The sequence below is a fragment of the Methylobacter luteus IMV-B-3098 genome, from assembly GCF_000427625.1.
Classification (GTDB): Bacteria; Pseudomonadota; Gammaproteobacteria; order Methylococcales; family Methylomonadaceae; genus Methylobacter; species Methylobacter luteus.
This window is the reverse complement of the sequence record NZ_KE386569.1, coordinates 1,602,414-1,616,019: the sequence shown is the minus strand read 5'-3', so window position 1 is coordinate 1,616,019 and position 13,606 is coordinate 1,602,414. Positions and strand designations below refer to the sequence as shown.

Below are 13,606 nucleotides of genomic sequence, written 5' to 3'. Positions count from 1 at the left end.
AATAACTCGTAAGCTGGGTTGGAGCGTTGCGGAAACCCAGCGTCACCACTTAATCCGTAAATCCTTGATGATGCAGATATCTCCAGGCCTTCGAAGATTACAGCAATCTAACGTTCCCGGACCGTAGCTGTTGCATTCGTTGCATGTAATATTATCGGGAAAGGTATTGCAGTCGACATCGATGTCCGGTGCGGGGTTCGTGTTGCGTCGGAAGAGTAGGGCGGGTGCCAAGGCGGCCACGGCCAGCGTATCGAAGGTGCCAGCTATCGAGCGGTAATGATCATTCGTCTTATGAAGCGAGGCTTCCGCGGTAAATCCAGGCATATTCATGGCGTTCATTTTATACGTCCTCTTTGACTGATGAGGTTTAACGGTCATAGTACGGCGACATCTTGGCGACCAGGAATGGAAACTCCTCGGTCACGTCGGTGCGCACAAAGAACTTCTCTGTAAAATCGGTATTGCGGTTGGTATAGGAGAAGATCACATCGACGATATTGCGCGTGCTGCTCAAAGGCGATGGGCGTACTTCCACTCCAGTCAGCGAAAAGTCTCCAGCAAACTCTTCCGCCGTCTTGGCATAGATGCCGGGGTAGCGCATGGCGAGATAATTCAGGGCGCGGTGCTCGTCGGTTGCGCCGGCGTTGTCCGTCAGTTGCATGATCCGGTTGAATAATTCCTCGGCCGCAGGCCCGAACTGCTCGGCTTTAGCTTTTTCCGGCTTCGGAATGGCTTTGATAAGCGCGTCGCGATCAAAGGAATAAATCTGGTCAAAGGCAACGATGGGTATCATCAAACCGTTGCACATCTCTGGCGGGGCGATAGGTCCGCGCAGGCCGATGACCACATCGATGTCATAAGGGCTAGGGGCTGGGCGGATGGCTTCCACCAGCAAATCGATATCCGCCGGATCGCGCGGTGCCAGCAGGTAGGTTTCCAATCCCTGAATGGTCAGCACCCAACACAGTTGGCGCACCAGGTAACGGTTTTCGCGCTTGGACAGCACGGCGTGGAAGGTCTGTTGATCGGTCTTTCCGGCGGTATCCGTGCGTCCGGTGGCCTGGGCAAATTCCTTTTCCGCGGCAAGGTTCGGGAAGCGTGCTTCCACCCGGCCGATGGCATAGACATAAGGAACCGTTCCAGTGCCATTGGAACTCAAGCCGGTTGCTCCGCCACAGCCACAGGTTCCGCCCTGCGCTTGCGGAGCGATCGATGCATCCGCATGAGCCTCAGGGTAGGGCACGACGGCTCTTGCGTTACTTGTCGTAGTCGGTTGCTCCATGGGTTTGTCCATTGTTTCAGCTTGGTCATTCATATCTGCTCCTTAGTAATCATGCGTATTAACAGGCTTAATAAACAAGAGAATCCGAAGTCAGACGATTCCCCTACCTTTGATGTCCATTGGTGAAAACCAGCCAGCGGTTGAGCGCAGTCGCTCGCTGCTCGCAGCCGCCGCAGGGCTTGAGCCCAAAATAAGAGGTCGTTCGCTTGATCGCATCGCCAAGCCCGATTTCTTCGTCGGTGATAAATCCAGGCAGATGCACCATATGGGGCGGGCGTTCGATCCGGCTTGGCGAATCATTGTCTTTGCTTGCTTCATTCATGAGATTTGCCTCTTTGCATTCGCCGACAACAGGATTTGGTAGGCCGCCGTAGCGTCCAGCAAAGGCGGAACTACCGAGGCTCGCCTCGGTGTAAACGCTTGAGTGACGGCCAGTTTGATTTGCGCCGCAGTCGCGGCAGGAAATTCCGACCACAGCAGCGCGATGGCGCCCGTCACAAAAGGCACCGCGACGCTTGTTCCTCCCAAAGTCAGCGGGTTGCCGTTCGCGCCAATACTGGTAATGCCCTCACCGGGCGCACTCAAACCCCGCCTGCCGATCGAACTGCCCAGATTCGACTCGTTCGTTGGCCTGCCTTGAAGGTCGCACGCGACCACCGGGATGATCCATGGATGACGGGTAATGGCGGAACTGCCGAGAGCGCCTTGATTGCCCGCCGCCGCGACTATAACCACGTTTCGCCTGATGGCCTGATTGAGCGCTTCTTCCAGCGCCTGTTCATCTTTGATGGACGGTTGCGCAAGGGCAAGGCTCAAGTTAATTACGCGTGCGCCGGCTTCGATACACTCTATGATTGCCGCGGCAAGTTCCTTCGGCGTCGCACTTGGCATATGATCGCGCCCCAGGGTTGTCTCTGAGAAAATGGGACGTATCAGGAGAGAACAATCGGGGCAGATGGCGGGGGCGGATGAATTCCGTTTTGCGGATAAGATGCCGGCGACAAAGGTTCCGTGCAGGCACGCGGCGCTATCGGCTTGTGTACACGCGGCGCCGTTATTTCCGGGAATCTCGTGAAGATAGTCAATTGCCAGATCGGCATGTCGGGTAACGACAGGTCCATCGATAAGTCCGATTTTTACTTCAGGGCTACCGCGAGTGCGTTTCATGAGTGGAGTGAGCTTGACCAAATCTAAAGAATCCAAAGAATTCTCCTCTTTGCTTGCCTGGCGCTCTAAATAATCGGCTATTAACAAGCGCACTAATGCTTTTTGTTCGAGTTAATGCGCTTGCCGCTCATTGATAAAGAACCTATCAGGTTTTTACTGGATAGCAAGGCAATTATTCATGGTTTTGGCTTGATTTCAATTCGTGCCATTACTTATGACATAACAGCCTGGTCTATGACGAGCTATCCGTCGAAAGCATTGCAATGGCTATTGCCGGTTAGTGGCAAGTTAGTAATGAGCATGGAATAAATCAGAAAATTGCAGGTGCGAATTTATTTATGCCCTTTAGGGTACTTGTGCCCTATAGGGTATTCGCACTGCGCGGATAAATCCGCGCTTACATTGGAAAATCCTCTGCCTACTTGTAGAAGTTATTTTATGCACATTCCTTAAGAGCCCATTTCCATTTCATTTCGAAGCCAGCGCTCAAGCACTTTGATAATGTAAGCTTCCTGGTTTGAAGTCAGGGCGCGGCCTTTCGGGATTCTGTGCCATTTTTCCAGGCAGCCTCGGCAGCAGCAGGCGGTCGCATGCTGGGCGACAAAAACCGGGTGTCCTCGGAATGGAGTTTGCTTGCCGTCATTTTCAATCACGGCCGGCGCCAGGCGCTTGGCGATGAAGTCTCGGGCGTGAGCGATGACTGTGGGCAGGCCTTTGGTTTGCAGGTAAACAAGGTCCTTGCCCTGGAGGTGGAATTTGCGGCGGAAAGCCGACTTTGAGAGAGCCTCAAAGATTTTGTCCAAGTCTTGCATAATTGATTAATAACTGATGCTAAGCATGCCCCCTGTGTCAGGATAACTGTCGCCTCTAATTTTCATTGATTGACTATTAGAGGTAATGAAATTGAAAAAGAAGACTTATTATACGAAAGCTTTTCGCCAACAGGCGTTGGAGAAAGTTTATAACCGGGGCGATCGTACCGTTCAAGCGATTGCCGATGACTTGAACATAAACAGCTGGACGTTGAAGAACTGGATGAAATTACCGAAAAACGTGGTTGAGGGCCAAGCCGACCTGATGACAAAACGACCTCAAGACTGGAATCAGAGCGAACGTTTTCAACTGATCCTGGATAGTCAGGGCAAGGCAGGGGAAACATTGCATGCCTGGTGCCGGGAACAAGGGATTTTTCCGCATCATTTACACGCCTGGCGTAAAGCCTTTGAAACCGGCACGTCGGAGACTGCCGTCAGTCGCGCTGACTGGCGAGAACTGCAAGTGAGCCATCAAGCGTTACAGCGGGAGCTGAAGCGCAAGGAAAAAGCCTTGGCGGAAGCGGCGGCCTTACTGGTTCTGCAAAAAAAGTATCAGGCGCTCTGGGAGGAAAAGGACGCATGATTTCCCTGTCAGAGCGCCAACAAATTGTGTCTTGGCTAGACGAAGCCCACGCCGCCGGAGCCCGTCGGCATCGAGCCTGCGACTTATTGGGGATCACCTTGCGCACATTGCAGCGCTGGCAGCAATCGGGTGAAGTCGCGGAAGACGGTCGTCGCGGCCGCCAGCTGATTCCCGCGAACAAACTCAGTGAGCAGGAGCGTCAGTCCGTGTTGTCGGTAGCCAATTCGGCCGAATTTGCCGCGCTGGCGCCCAGCCAGATCGTGCCGATTCTGGCCGAGCGGGGTCAGTATCTGGCTTCGGAATCGACCTTCTACCGGATCTTGCGCGAGGCGAAGCAACTTCAGCATCGCCAGGCCAGTCGGGCGGCCACCGACTGCCGCAAGCCGAAAGCCCTGAAGGCCACGGCGCCCAATCAGCTGTACAGCTGGGATATTACCTATCTGCCCACGGCCGTCAAAGGGGTATTCCTGTATCTTTATCTGTTTATGGATGTTTACAGCCGCAAGATTGTCGGTTGGCAGGTGTACGAACGCGAAAGCAGCGAATGGGCGGCGGACATTGTGCGGGATATCGTGCAACGGGAAGGCCTCCCCCGTCAGCAGGTGACCCTGCATTCTGACAACGGCGGCCCCATGAAGGGCGCCACGATGCTGGCGACCCTGCAGGCCTTGGGCATCCTGCCGTCGTTCTCGCGACCGGCGGTGAGCAATGATAATCCGTATTCGGAAGCCTTGTTCAAGACCCTCAAATATCGGCCGGACTATCCGGTCCACCCCTTTGCGGATTTGAATCAGGCCCGACGCTGGGTGGCGGGCTTTGTGGACTGGTATAACCATGAACATCGGCACAGCGCCATTCAGTTTGTCACGCCAGATCAGCGGCATAGCGGACAAGACTTCGCGATTTTAAAACAGCGAAAGGCGGCCTATCAAGCCGCCAAAAAGCGCCGTCCGGAACGCTGGCGGAACAAAACACGAAATTGGGAGCCTGTACTTGAGGTCTATTTGAACCCTGACCAGAAGGACAAAAATATAATTCGGCAGGCGCTGAAAAAAGCGGCCTGATTTAACTGTTGAGGCGACAGTTATTTTGACAATTACCGCATGTGTTGTTTTTTATCCTGTTTGCTTCGGTAGCGACGCGTAGGTGCGAATTCACTTGTGCCCTTTGGGTATTCGCACTCAATGACTAACAAGGCATCTCGGGTCGAATACCCTCTAGGGCACAAGTGAATTTGACCCTGCAGTTGAATTCAAATAACCGTCGCGCTGGCGGTACTTTGTTAGATCTGTCTCAATTCGATTAATGCGTAACATCGGATTGTAAACCCGTAGAACCGAAGCTTTCCCGCGCATCAATGACGAGCCGGGCAGAATGGCACATTGCCCGAGCTCGACCGTTCATAAACCGCAATATCGCGGGTCCAGGAATAGAGCTCATGAAGGGCAAATGGAACCGTCCAACCTACGAGACTGAGCGGCAAATGACCGCCAGTGACTTGCACGCGATCGCACCAGGAAGGTTTCTGGCGGCAAAGATAACGCTTTGCCCGATGCACATGCAGCGTGTCGGAGGCCACAAAGATCCGATCATAGTTTTCCAGGAAAGGCAGTGAACAGCTGACGTTCTGCCATGTGTTAAGCGCCTGGTCTTCAATGATGAGATGATCGTCGGGAATGCTGAGCTCGCGGGCGAATGCGGCCATGATCTTCGCTTCGACGTGCTCATTATGGGCAGCCGCGCCCGATACGATCAGTCTGTCGCAGGCACGGTTCCGATAGGCCGCCACGCCGGCTTCCACGCGCATGCGTTGCATCGGATGGAGGCTGCCGTCCGCGTTCGAGGGAAAACCCGCAACCAGCACGGCGCAGTTGCCTGAAGCGGCTCCAGCCGACATATTGCGAGATCCCTGCCAGTAAGCCAGCTCCGCGAGCGTAAACAGGCCGATGAATGCGGCTAAAGCCGGCTTCAGCCATTTTTTCAATGTCTTGATTAGCAAGGCTATTCCTTGTCGGCGTAAATATTATCAACGAGCTTTTTGAACCAGGCAGGCAGGAAAATAACAACAAGCAAACCGATCGTGCTGGTAATCGGGATCGGGCCTATGCCCAGCGCTGAAAAAACAATCAAGACCAGGGCGCATGTTATTCTGGCTCGGTTTGAGACATTCATGATAGGCGTTTTCCTGTTTTGAGTGCGGATTTAATCATAATGATATTACACCTAAACCAAGGATTTTTTTATCACAAAGCTCGTAGGCTTCAGAAAGGTACGCAATGCGTACCCTACGGCAATGTTCGCAATAGCAGTTACTTTATTCCCAACCGTCTGGCGAGCCGGTGCAGGTTGCCCCGGTCCAGGCCCAGGCGGCGTGCTGATTCCGACCAGTTTTGATCGGCTTTGGCAAGCGTGGCAAGAATGCGTTCGCGCTGAAAGACGTCGACCGCCTGGGCGAGCGGCAGCTCGGCGGTCCTGGCGGGCGTATCGTCCGTATGATTTTCGTTTTCGGCTGTGATGTCGAGATCGCCCGGTTCCAGAATCACCGATCGTCCCTGAATCGAAGCGGCGCGCAGAACGGCCCGCAGGATGACATGCTCCAGCTCGCGGACGTTGCCGGGCCAGGGATAAGTGTTGAGCAGCTCGATGGTCGCCGGCGCCAGGCCGACCTGTTCCAGGCCAAGGCGCGCCCGGGCCTGGGCCAGAAAGTAATCGGCCAGTATCGCAATGTCGTCTATGCGGTCCCGCAACGGCGGCACATGCAGCGGGTATACGCTGAGCCGATGGTAAAGATCGGCCCGAAACCGGCCCTCCTTGACTTCCCCGGCGAGATGCCGGTTGGTTGCGGCGATGATCCTGACATCGGCGCGGTGGCTTTTGTCCGATCCCAGGCGCTGGATCTCCCCGAACTGGACCGCGCGCAGCAGCTTGGCCTGAATCGACAGCGGCAGTTCGCCGACTTCATCCAGAAACAGCGTGCCGCCGCTGGCGAGTTCGAACTTGCCGGCGCGGTCAGTGTTGGCGCCGCTGAAGGCGCCGCGCACGTGCCCGAACAGTTCGCTCTCGGCCAGCGACTCGGGCAGCGCCGCGCAGTTCACATAAACCAGGGGCTGGCCGGCCCTTAGCGAGCGGGCGTGGATGACGCGCGCGACCACTTCCTTGCCGACGCCGGTTTCACCCAGCAGCAGGACCGTCAGGTCGGATTTGGAAACAATGTCGATTTCGCGGTTCAAGCGCTGCATGGCCGGGCTTTCGCCCAGAGCCTGATTGCTGCGCTGCAATGTCTCGTTGACCAGCTCGCTGGCGACCAGTTCGCGGTGCCTTGCCAGGCGCTCCAGCGTGCTGATATAGGTTTCGTAGCGCAATGACACGGTGGCCAGGGCGGCGAAAGTCTGGAAGACCTGGTCATCGATATGATCGAACGCACAGGGTTCCAGCGAGTCTGCCGACAGTACGCCGAACAGAGTATTCTCGTTATAAAGGCTGCATCCGACGCAGGCATGGACACCCAGCCGGCCGCCGGCGTCATTCAGCAGCATCGTATCGTAAGGGTCGGGCCTGGGGTCGTTGGCAGCGAACCGGATCGGGGTTCGCGATTGCATGATGGCGGCCAGCCGCGGGTGCTGTTGCGGCCGGAATGTCAGTTCCTGCACTTCCGGCAGCAGGCCGAAGGTCGCGACCGGCGCGAAGACGCCGTCCTGATAGCGCAGCAGGGCACAGGCATGGTTGCCGGTGATTTTCGCGAAAATGTTCAGGAACTCGGTGTAACGGTCCTTCATGGACAGGTTTGCTGTCAGGCTCAAGACGACGGCGCGGATGGCTTCTTCCATGGTTTTAAATTCCAGAGATTTAGTCATTGTTTAACAACATGTAGTCAATTTGATGCAAAGTGTGTCAATAAGACAAGTCAATGTCCAGCTTTATCCGACTGATATTATCCATAGGGTTTTTCTCTCGTTATCCATATTCTCTGTGCAAATCATTTTTAGCCTGGTCGGGTAATGTTTTCACTGTCTCATGCGAAATTCACGGCTTCCCGGAGCCTGGAGTGCGGGCTGGTTTTGAAAAGGTACGCGATGCGTGCCCTACAGTCCTTTACGAATACGCAGAGCCGGCAGTAGGGTCCGCATCGCGTACCTTTTCTTCAGTTCAAAACCGCTGCCTGGAAAAAGCGATGTCATTTAGACAACGCCATAACCTGAATTCTAAAAATAAATCAATATATACAATAACTTACAAATTGGCACGCATGTTGCTGTATCACATCGATCATCTTCATTGGCTTTATATCGTGTGTTTTATGTCAAATGTTTCCCGAACTCAAAACTCATTAACCCTGTCTGGAGAAGAGCAATGATTAAAAAATTGACTAACCAAACCGCAGGAAAAATATTGGCTAACCAGCCTGACTTCTTATTTATAAAGCTGTCGCTGTTGCTGTTTATATTAAGCGGCTGCGCCGCTGAACCGATAAAGCCGCCGACCGCCGTGACCGATGAAATCCGCACAGTGCTTGTCGTGCCGGTGGAATCGCCGCCGCTCGAGGTGATTCCCGATCTGCTCGAAACCCGCATGCCCGTGTATGGGCATTTTAAAAACATGGCATTGCCTCTGTTCCTGGAGGAGAAAATCTACAGGAATCCCGGCGGCGTATTGATTTCAGGCTTGCTGGGCGGTGACGATATTGTTCCCGAAGTGACTTTTGCACAAGGGCAGGAGCCAGGCTTAAAAGAAGTCGCCGCTCTGTCAGAAAATTGGACGCCGACCTTTCCGTTGGCGCAGGAAGCGGCATCGCAACTGAGTGCGCATGGGATCAAGGCCATTCCGAGCAAACAGTATTATCGCCTTCCGATACAGGATCGAACCGCCTACGTCGGCCACTGGCGCGCGGCTGTTGAACAGTGGTACGGGCAGGCTATCTCTCCGGTCGATTATCGTGCTACAGAACCGGTCGATGCCGTACTGGAACTGGGCATCGGCACCTATAAAATTTTTGCAGGGCAGACTTCAATACAGGTCTTAATCAAACTGATCGATCCGCAAAGTGGACGAGTGATCGCAAGAACCGAAAAGCGCGCCTTCTCGGCCGAGGATTCGGCGCAAGCCCTGCTGAGCCGTGAGGCCGAAACGTTCAAGGCGCTGGTTGCCGAAACCGGTGCGCGGCTTCTTGATCAAGCTTTTAGTGAAATCGGTCTGACACAGGGACGTCTGGCCCAGGCAACGGCAAGCCTGAAAAACGAGCCGCCTTATGGCAACTGAAGTGAGGTTTGGGCGGCAACGCTGTAAAACCAGAGGCATGGCATGGTTGTATCGAATCGATATTTGTCGATACAATGCGTCATCACGGATGGGAATAAATCCGATATTTGCAGGAAGCAATACTTAAAGGACAGGCTGTTCGAGTATAAGGAGAAATCAGGAATTCATGGCGATCATCTACAGTAAACGGCTGCGCGGCTGGCGTTTTGGCCTGTTTAACCTCTGCATGGGTCTGGGGCATGCCGTGGTTATATTCAATGCCGGGGCCTATATCGCCATGCTGCCGCGCGTGGCCGGCGGGCTGGGCATCCCGCCCAGCTTCGCCACCTGGACCCAGACCGATTACATGATCGGGCTGGCCCTGGCTTTTCCGGTGGGCGGCTGGCTGTCGCGGCGCATCGGCGAATACCGTCCGTTTGTGGCGGCCTTCGTCGTTTTCGCGCTGGCCTCGGTTATCTGCGCCTATGCCACGTCGCTATACGTTTATCTGGCCGGGCGCATTCTGCTCGGGTTTTCCGGCGGATTGACGTTGCCCCTGGGCCAGTCCATGATCATCAAGGAATATCCGGACAAACGAAAATCCTTAGGCATCGGCGTCTGGAGCCTGTTTACCCTGACACCTTTCACGTTCGGACCGCCGATTGGCGGCTGGATCGCCGACAATCTGGGCTGGCGCTGGCTGTTCGTGTTCAATATCCCGATTGCGCTGGCGATTGCCGGCATTGTCGGCGCGCTGCTGTACCAGCGCGGCTACAAGTCGATCCAGCGCCGTTTCGACACGGTCGGCTTTGTGCTGCTGGTCGTCATAATGGGCGGTTTTCAGACCTTGCTGAACCAGGGCAATGACTGGGACTGGTTTAATTCAATTTATATCACAACCTTGACGGCGGTTATCGTCATTACCTTGATGGGTTGGATAGTCTGGGAATTGAGCATCAAGCACCCTTTCCTGGATCTTACCTTGTTCGCGCACCGGAATTTCACGATCGGCGCCCTGATCATGTTTACCGGATTTTTGTGCTTTCAGGGGCTTCTGTCGCTATTGATTGTACAGCTTCAGTTATCGCTGGGTTATTCCTCCTGGCTGGCAGGACTGGTGTTTTTGCCCATGGCGATTTTCGCGAAACCTATCTCTGGGGTGTTTCATGAAATCGTCAAGCGCTTCGATGCGCGCCTGCTGGCTTTTTTTAATTTGCTGGGCTTTGCGGCGACTTATTTCTGGCTGAGCCGGTTCGATGTGAGCGATGCCTATGATCAGCTGTTCTGGCCCAAGCTGCTGGAAGGCGTCTGCCTGGGCAGTTTCTTTGTGCCATTGACGGCGCTGCTTTTGCACGGGCTGCCGCCGGAGCGCCAGTGGCGGGCCGTGGAATTGGCCAGCCTCATGCGCATCGCGGCCGGCGCCATCGGCATTGCGGCGCAGGGCATTATTTTCTACCGCCGGGCTCCGTTCCATATGACGCGCTTCGCCGAAGAGCACACTATTTTTGACCCGATTTACGATCAGTCATTGGCTATCCTGGTCGAGGCCGGTTTTACCGAGTCCTTGGCCTTCGCCAAGTTCGCGAAACTGGCCGCGCGCGATTCGGCCATTCGGGCCGTCAACGATGCCTACTGGATAGCCGGCTGCATCTTTGTCGGCATGGCGATTCTGGTTTGGTTCGCATATCCGACCCGGCAGCCCGCCAAACGCACGCCGGAACAATCCCTGCGCCGCAGAGCCCAGGAATTACTCGCAGAGGAGCCGTAATGAGCAGATACGATGCAAGCCGCGCCTTGCTGTTTACCGTCCTATTAATAGCGCTGTCCGGCTGCGCCTGGTTTGGGGAAGAAACCAAGCGCGCCGAAATGATCCCCATGCCGTCCATGGAGCAGACCCTGTCCGCATCGCACGAAGCGCTGCCATCACACGGCAAATGGCCTGAACAGGACTGGTGGAAAGCCTTCGGCAACGCGGAGCTGAATCGCCTGATCGAAGCGGCCGTGGCTGACAATCCGGGCTTCAAGGCCGCGGAAGCGCGCCTGCGCCAATCCCAGTCGATGGTTGATGCGCAGGCGGCCGAGCTATATCCGACCGTCGACGCCAACGTCAGCTTCAGCGCGCAGCGTTTCTCGGCCAACAGCACCGAGGCCAAGCTCGCCGGCGACCACTTCCGGAAGTTGATGATCAACCCGTTTATATTGCGCTATCACATTGACTTCTGGGGGCAGGACAAGGCGGCCCTGGAAGCGGCCGTCGGCGAGGCGCTGGCCGCCCGGGCCGAACTGGCCGACGCCAGGCTGCTGCTGTCCGTGGCGGTTGCGCACGGCTATTTCGATCTGGTGGCCGCCACGGAAAAACTGCGCATGATCGAGGGGATCGTGGCTTACCGGGAAAATCTGCTGAAACTGGAACAGGTGCGCGTGGACACGGGTCTTGCCGCCACGACGCCGTTGCTGTACGCGCAGACGCAACTGGGCGAGGTGCGCGAGATCGCGGCCGCCGTCCGCGCCGAGGTCGAGCTGCAAAAGAATCTGCTGGCCACGCTGGCCGGCAAGGGGCCTGACTGGGGGCGGGATATCGCGGTCGGACGCGGTGTTTCTCCGAAGCGTCTGGCTCTGCCCCGTGATTTGCCGCTGCACCTTTTGGCGCACCGTCCCGATGTCACGGCCGCACGGCTGCACGCGGAAGCTGCGGCCCAGGACATCAAGGTCGCCAAGACCGCCTTTTATCCGGATGTTAACCTGATCGCTTTCGCCGGGCTGCACAGCGTCAGCATGACGGATGTCATACTGCAGGGCTCAAGCCTTGCCTACGCGGTCGGACCCTCCATCGATTTTCCGATTTTCGAAGGCGGCCGGCTGCGCGCTGAACTCAGTTATCGGGAGGCTGCTTATGACGCAGCCGTCGAGCGATACAATAACAGCCTGCTGCACGCCGTTCAGGAAGTGGCCGACTCCCTGACCCGCTGGCGCGATATCGACGCGCGTCTGGCCGAACAGCGTCAGACTGTGGACGCCATCACCGAAACCAGCCGCCTCGCGCAAACGCTCAACCGTACCGGTCTCAATGATCGCAGCGAATTGCTGGAGGCGAGCGCCGTCGAATACGAGCAGCGTTTTAGGCTGGCCGCTCTGGAAGGCGAACATTTCAAGGCCGCCGTACAGGTCATCAAGGCATTGGGCGGCGGCTATGCCGGTACCAGGGAACATTAAAATCAGATATGCGCAATAACACCATTCGACCCAGAGAAATCATGCGCCGGCGTAACCGTCGGCTGAAACTGGTTACGTTGATCGTTTTGCTGGCAAGCGTCGGCTATTTCGGCTATTTCTGGTATATCAACCGGAATTGGGTGTCCACCGACGATGCTTTCATCACCGGACACCTGGTCACGCTGAAGGCGCAGACCGAAGGAACCGTCGTCGAGATTCTGGCCGAAAACACGCAGCCAGTAAGAAAAGGCGACGTGCTGGTCCGGCTCGACGGCAACATTGCTCAAATCGCGCTGCAGCAGGCGCAAGCCGAACTGGGCGAGACCGTGCGCGACATCGTCACGCTGACCGCGAAAATCGATACGCTGAGCCAGCGCATCATCGCCCGGCAGGCCGCGCTGAATCAGGTTCAGCACGATCTCAAGCGTTATTTGGTGGCGGCGCGGGACGGCGCGGTTTCCGACCAGCAGGTGCAGAACGCGCGAGACAAGATTCGTGAACTGGAAGCCTCGATTCAGGAAATCCGGGCCGAAAAAGCCGGTGTCGAAGCCCAGGTTCAGGGCATTCCGATCGAGCGCCATCCGGCTGTCGAAAAAGCCAAGAGCCATGTGCGGCGTGCCTATCTGGATTACCACCGCCGCAACGTGATCGCGCCGGCATCGGGCTATGTCGCCAAGCGCCGCGTTCAGGTCGGCGACAACGTCAAGGCCGGCGCTGTTCTTCTTGCGATCGTGCCGCTGGATGATCTCTGGATCGAAGCCAATTTTCTGGAGACCCAGATTGCCGAAATCCGCCCCGGACAGTCAGCTGAAATCAGGGTCGACGCCTACGGCAAGGATCTGATCTACCATGGCCGGGTAGAGGGGCTCAATCCCGGCACCGGCAGTACGTTCGCGCTGCTGCCCACTGACAACGCGACCGGCAACTTCATTCATATCGCCGAGCGCCTGCCGGTGCGCATCGGACTGGACCCCAAGGACCTGAAGGAAAATCCCCTGCAGCCCGGCCTGTCCACGTTGACGCGCGTCAATATCAGCGAAAAGGGCGAGCCATTGTTGACGTCCTCGGCCCGCGCCGACGGCGATGCTTACCGGACCGGCATTTACGATAATGAGCTGGACGGCGTGGAGCCGTTGATAGAGCGGATCATTGAAGAAAACAGAATGCCGGGCCATCAGGTTAAAGTTCTGACGGGCGACTGAAGTCGCTCCTGCACTGCATCCGCATCCGCCGAAATGCTGGGCGTCAGCCAAGCATAGTCACATCTTGATGCACCCCGGATCGATGATCAATTGAGCCCTGCAATTATTG

12 protein-coding genes and 1 pseudogene are annotated in these 13,606 nt (G+C 56.0%); 5 read left to right on the top strand and 8 right to left on the bottom strand.

The features are described from left to right. Positions 1-42 precede the first annotated feature (42 nt). The 5 genes from METLU_RS0109365 to METLU_RS0109340 all read right to left on the bottom strand — a co-directional run bounded on the left by METLU_RS0109365 (position 43) and on the right by METLU_RS0109340 (position 3,261). Positions 43-339 carry a hypothetical protein gene (locus tag METLU_RS0109365; RefSeq protein WP_155920516.1) on the bottom strand — a complete coding sequence of 99 codons (297 nt, stop codon included), beginning with the start codon at positions 337-339 and terminating at the stop codon, positions 43-45. A 28-nt stretch (positions 340-367) separates the two neighbouring features. Continuing rightward, complete coding sequence (locus tag METLU_RS0109360) at positions 368-1,315, bottom strand: cyanobactin maturation protease PatG family protein (protein ID WP_027157980.1); 948 nt, start codon at positions 1,313-1,315, stop codon at positions 368-370. Positions 1,316-1,385: 70 nt separating this feature from the next. Next, positions 1,386-1,604: a hypothetical protein gene (locus tag METLU_RS0109355; protein ID WP_027157979.1), complete on the bottom strand. Its 219-nt coding sequence runs from the start codon at positions 1,602-1,604 to the stop codon at positions 1,386-1,388. Then, a complete protein-coding gene (locus METLU_RS0109350) occupies positions 1,601-2,485 on the bottom strand; it encodes a S8 family peptidase (protein ID WP_027157978.1) in 885 nt (294 codons plus the stop codon). The genes METLU_RS0109355 and METLU_RS0109350 overlap by 4 nt, the downstream gene beginning before the upstream one ends. A gap of 413 nt (positions 2,486-2,898) precedes the next feature. Next, positions 2,899-3,261: a DUF4186 domain-containing protein gene (locus METLU_RS0109340; protein ID WP_027157976.1), complete on the bottom strand. Its 363-nt coding sequence runs from the start codon at positions 3,259-3,261 to the stop codon at positions 2,899-2,901. Positions 3,262-3,346: 85 nt separating this feature from the next. On the opposite strand from METLU_RS0109340, the pseudogene METLU_RS0109330 reads away from it, so the two are divergent. Further along, positions 3,347-4,911, top strand: a pseudogene (locus METLU_RS0109330) (IS3 family transposase). A gap of 290 nt (positions 4,912-5,201) precedes the next feature. Here the strand turns inward: METLU_RS0109330 and METLU_RS26695 are convergent. From METLU_RS26695 to norR, 3 genes are all read right to left on the bottom strand, one after another. Further along, positions 5,202-5,846 (bottom strand): YdcF family protein, encoded by a 645-nt coding sequence (locus METLU_RS26695; RefSeq protein ID WP_051299856.1) that lies wholly within the window; start codon positions 5,844-5,846, stop codon positions 5,202-5,204. Positions 5,847-5,848: 2 nt separating this feature from the next. Next, complete coding sequence (locus METLU_RS28335; protein ID WP_196806525.1) at positions 5,849-6,019, bottom strand: hypothetical protein; 171 nt, start codon at positions 6,017-6,019, stop codon at positions 5,849-5,851. Between the two features lie 137 nt (positions 6,020-6,156). Then, the gene (gene norR, locus METLU_RS0109315) at positions 6,157-7,674 is read right to left on the bottom strand and encodes a nitric oxide reductase transcriptional regulator NorR (RefSeq protein WP_027157974.1); all 1,518 of its coding nucleotides are present in this window, start codon (positions 7,672-7,674) and stop codon (positions 6,157-6,159) included. A 523-nt stretch (positions 7,675-8,197) separates the two neighbouring features. On the opposite strand from norR, the gene METLU_RS0109310 reads away from it, so the two are divergent. The 4 genes from METLU_RS0109310 to METLU_RS24995 all read left to right on the top strand — a co-directional run bounded on the left by METLU_RS0109310 (position 8,198) and on the right by METLU_RS24995 (position 13,497). After that, positions 8,198-9,103, top strand: coding sequence for a hypothetical protein (locus METLU_RS0109310; RefSeq protein WP_027157973.1), 906 nt, complete (start codon positions 8,198-8,200; stop codon positions 9,101-9,103). Positions 9,104-9,269: 166 nt separating this feature from the next. Continuing rightward, entirely contained in the window at positions 9,270-10,850 is a 1,581-nt protein-coding gene (locus METLU_RS0109305; RefSeq protein WP_027157972.1) for a DHA2 family efflux MFS transporter permease subunit, read from the top strand. Continuing rightward, positions 10,850-12,295, top strand: a complete 1,446-nt coding sequence (locus METLU_RS0109300; RefSeq protein ID WP_027157971.1) for an efflux transporter outer membrane subunit — start codon at positions 10,850-10,852, stop codon at positions 12,293-12,295. The genes METLU_RS0109305 and METLU_RS0109300 overlap by 1 nt, the downstream gene beginning before the upstream one ends. Before the next feature lie 41 nt (positions 12,296-12,336). Continuing rightward, positions 12,337-13,497 carry an efflux RND transporter periplasmic adaptor subunit gene (locus tag METLU_RS24995; RefSeq protein ID WP_231383579.1) on the top strand — a complete coding sequence of 387 codons (1,161 nt, stop codon included), beginning with the start codon at positions 12,337-12,339 and terminating at the stop codon, positions 13,495-13,497. Positions 13,498-13,606: the final 109 nt, after the last annotated feature.

Excerpts from the sequence above, each read along its gene's own strand:
- METLU_RS0109340 (WP_027157976.1), bottom strand. The coding sequence starts at position 3,261 with ATGCAAGACTTGGACAAAATCTTTGAGGCTCTCTCAAAGTCGGCTTTC.
- METLU_RS0109305 (WP_027157972.1), top strand. The coding sequence starts at position 9,270 with ATGGCGATCATCTACAGTAAACGGCTGCGCGGCTGGCGTTTTGGCCTG.
- norR (WP_027157974.1), bottom strand. The coding sequence starts at position 7,674 with ATGGAAGAAGCCATCCGCGCCGTCGTCTTGAGCCTGACAGCAAACCTG.
- METLU_RS0109360 (WP_027157980.1), bottom strand. The coding sequence starts at position 1,315 with ATGAATGACCAAGCTGAAACAATGGACAAACCCATGGAGCAACCGACT.
- METLU_RS0109300 (WP_027157971.1), top strand. The coding sequence starts at position 10,850 with ATGAGCAGATACGATGCAAGCCGCGCCTTGCTGTTTACCGTCCTATTA.
- METLU_RS24995 (WP_231383579.1), top strand. The coding sequence starts at position 12,337 with ATGCGCCGGCGTAACCGTCGGCTGAAACTGGTTACGTTGATCGTTTTG.
- METLU_RS0109355 (WP_027157979.1), bottom strand. The coding sequence starts at position 1,604 with ATGAATGAAGCAAGCAAAGACAATGATTCGCCAAGCCGGATCGAACGC.
- METLU_RS0109365 (WP_155920516.1), bottom strand. The coding sequence starts at position 339 with ATGAACGCCATGAATATGCCTGGATTTACCGCGGAAGCCTCGCTTCAT.
- METLU_RS28335 (WP_196806525.1), bottom strand. The coding sequence starts at position 6,019 with ATGAATGTCTCAAACCGAGCCAGAATAACATGCGCCCTGGTCTTGATT.
- METLU_RS0109310 (WP_027157973.1), top strand. The coding sequence starts at position 8,198 with ATGATTAAAAAATTGACTAACCAAACCGCAGGAAAAATATTGGCTAAC.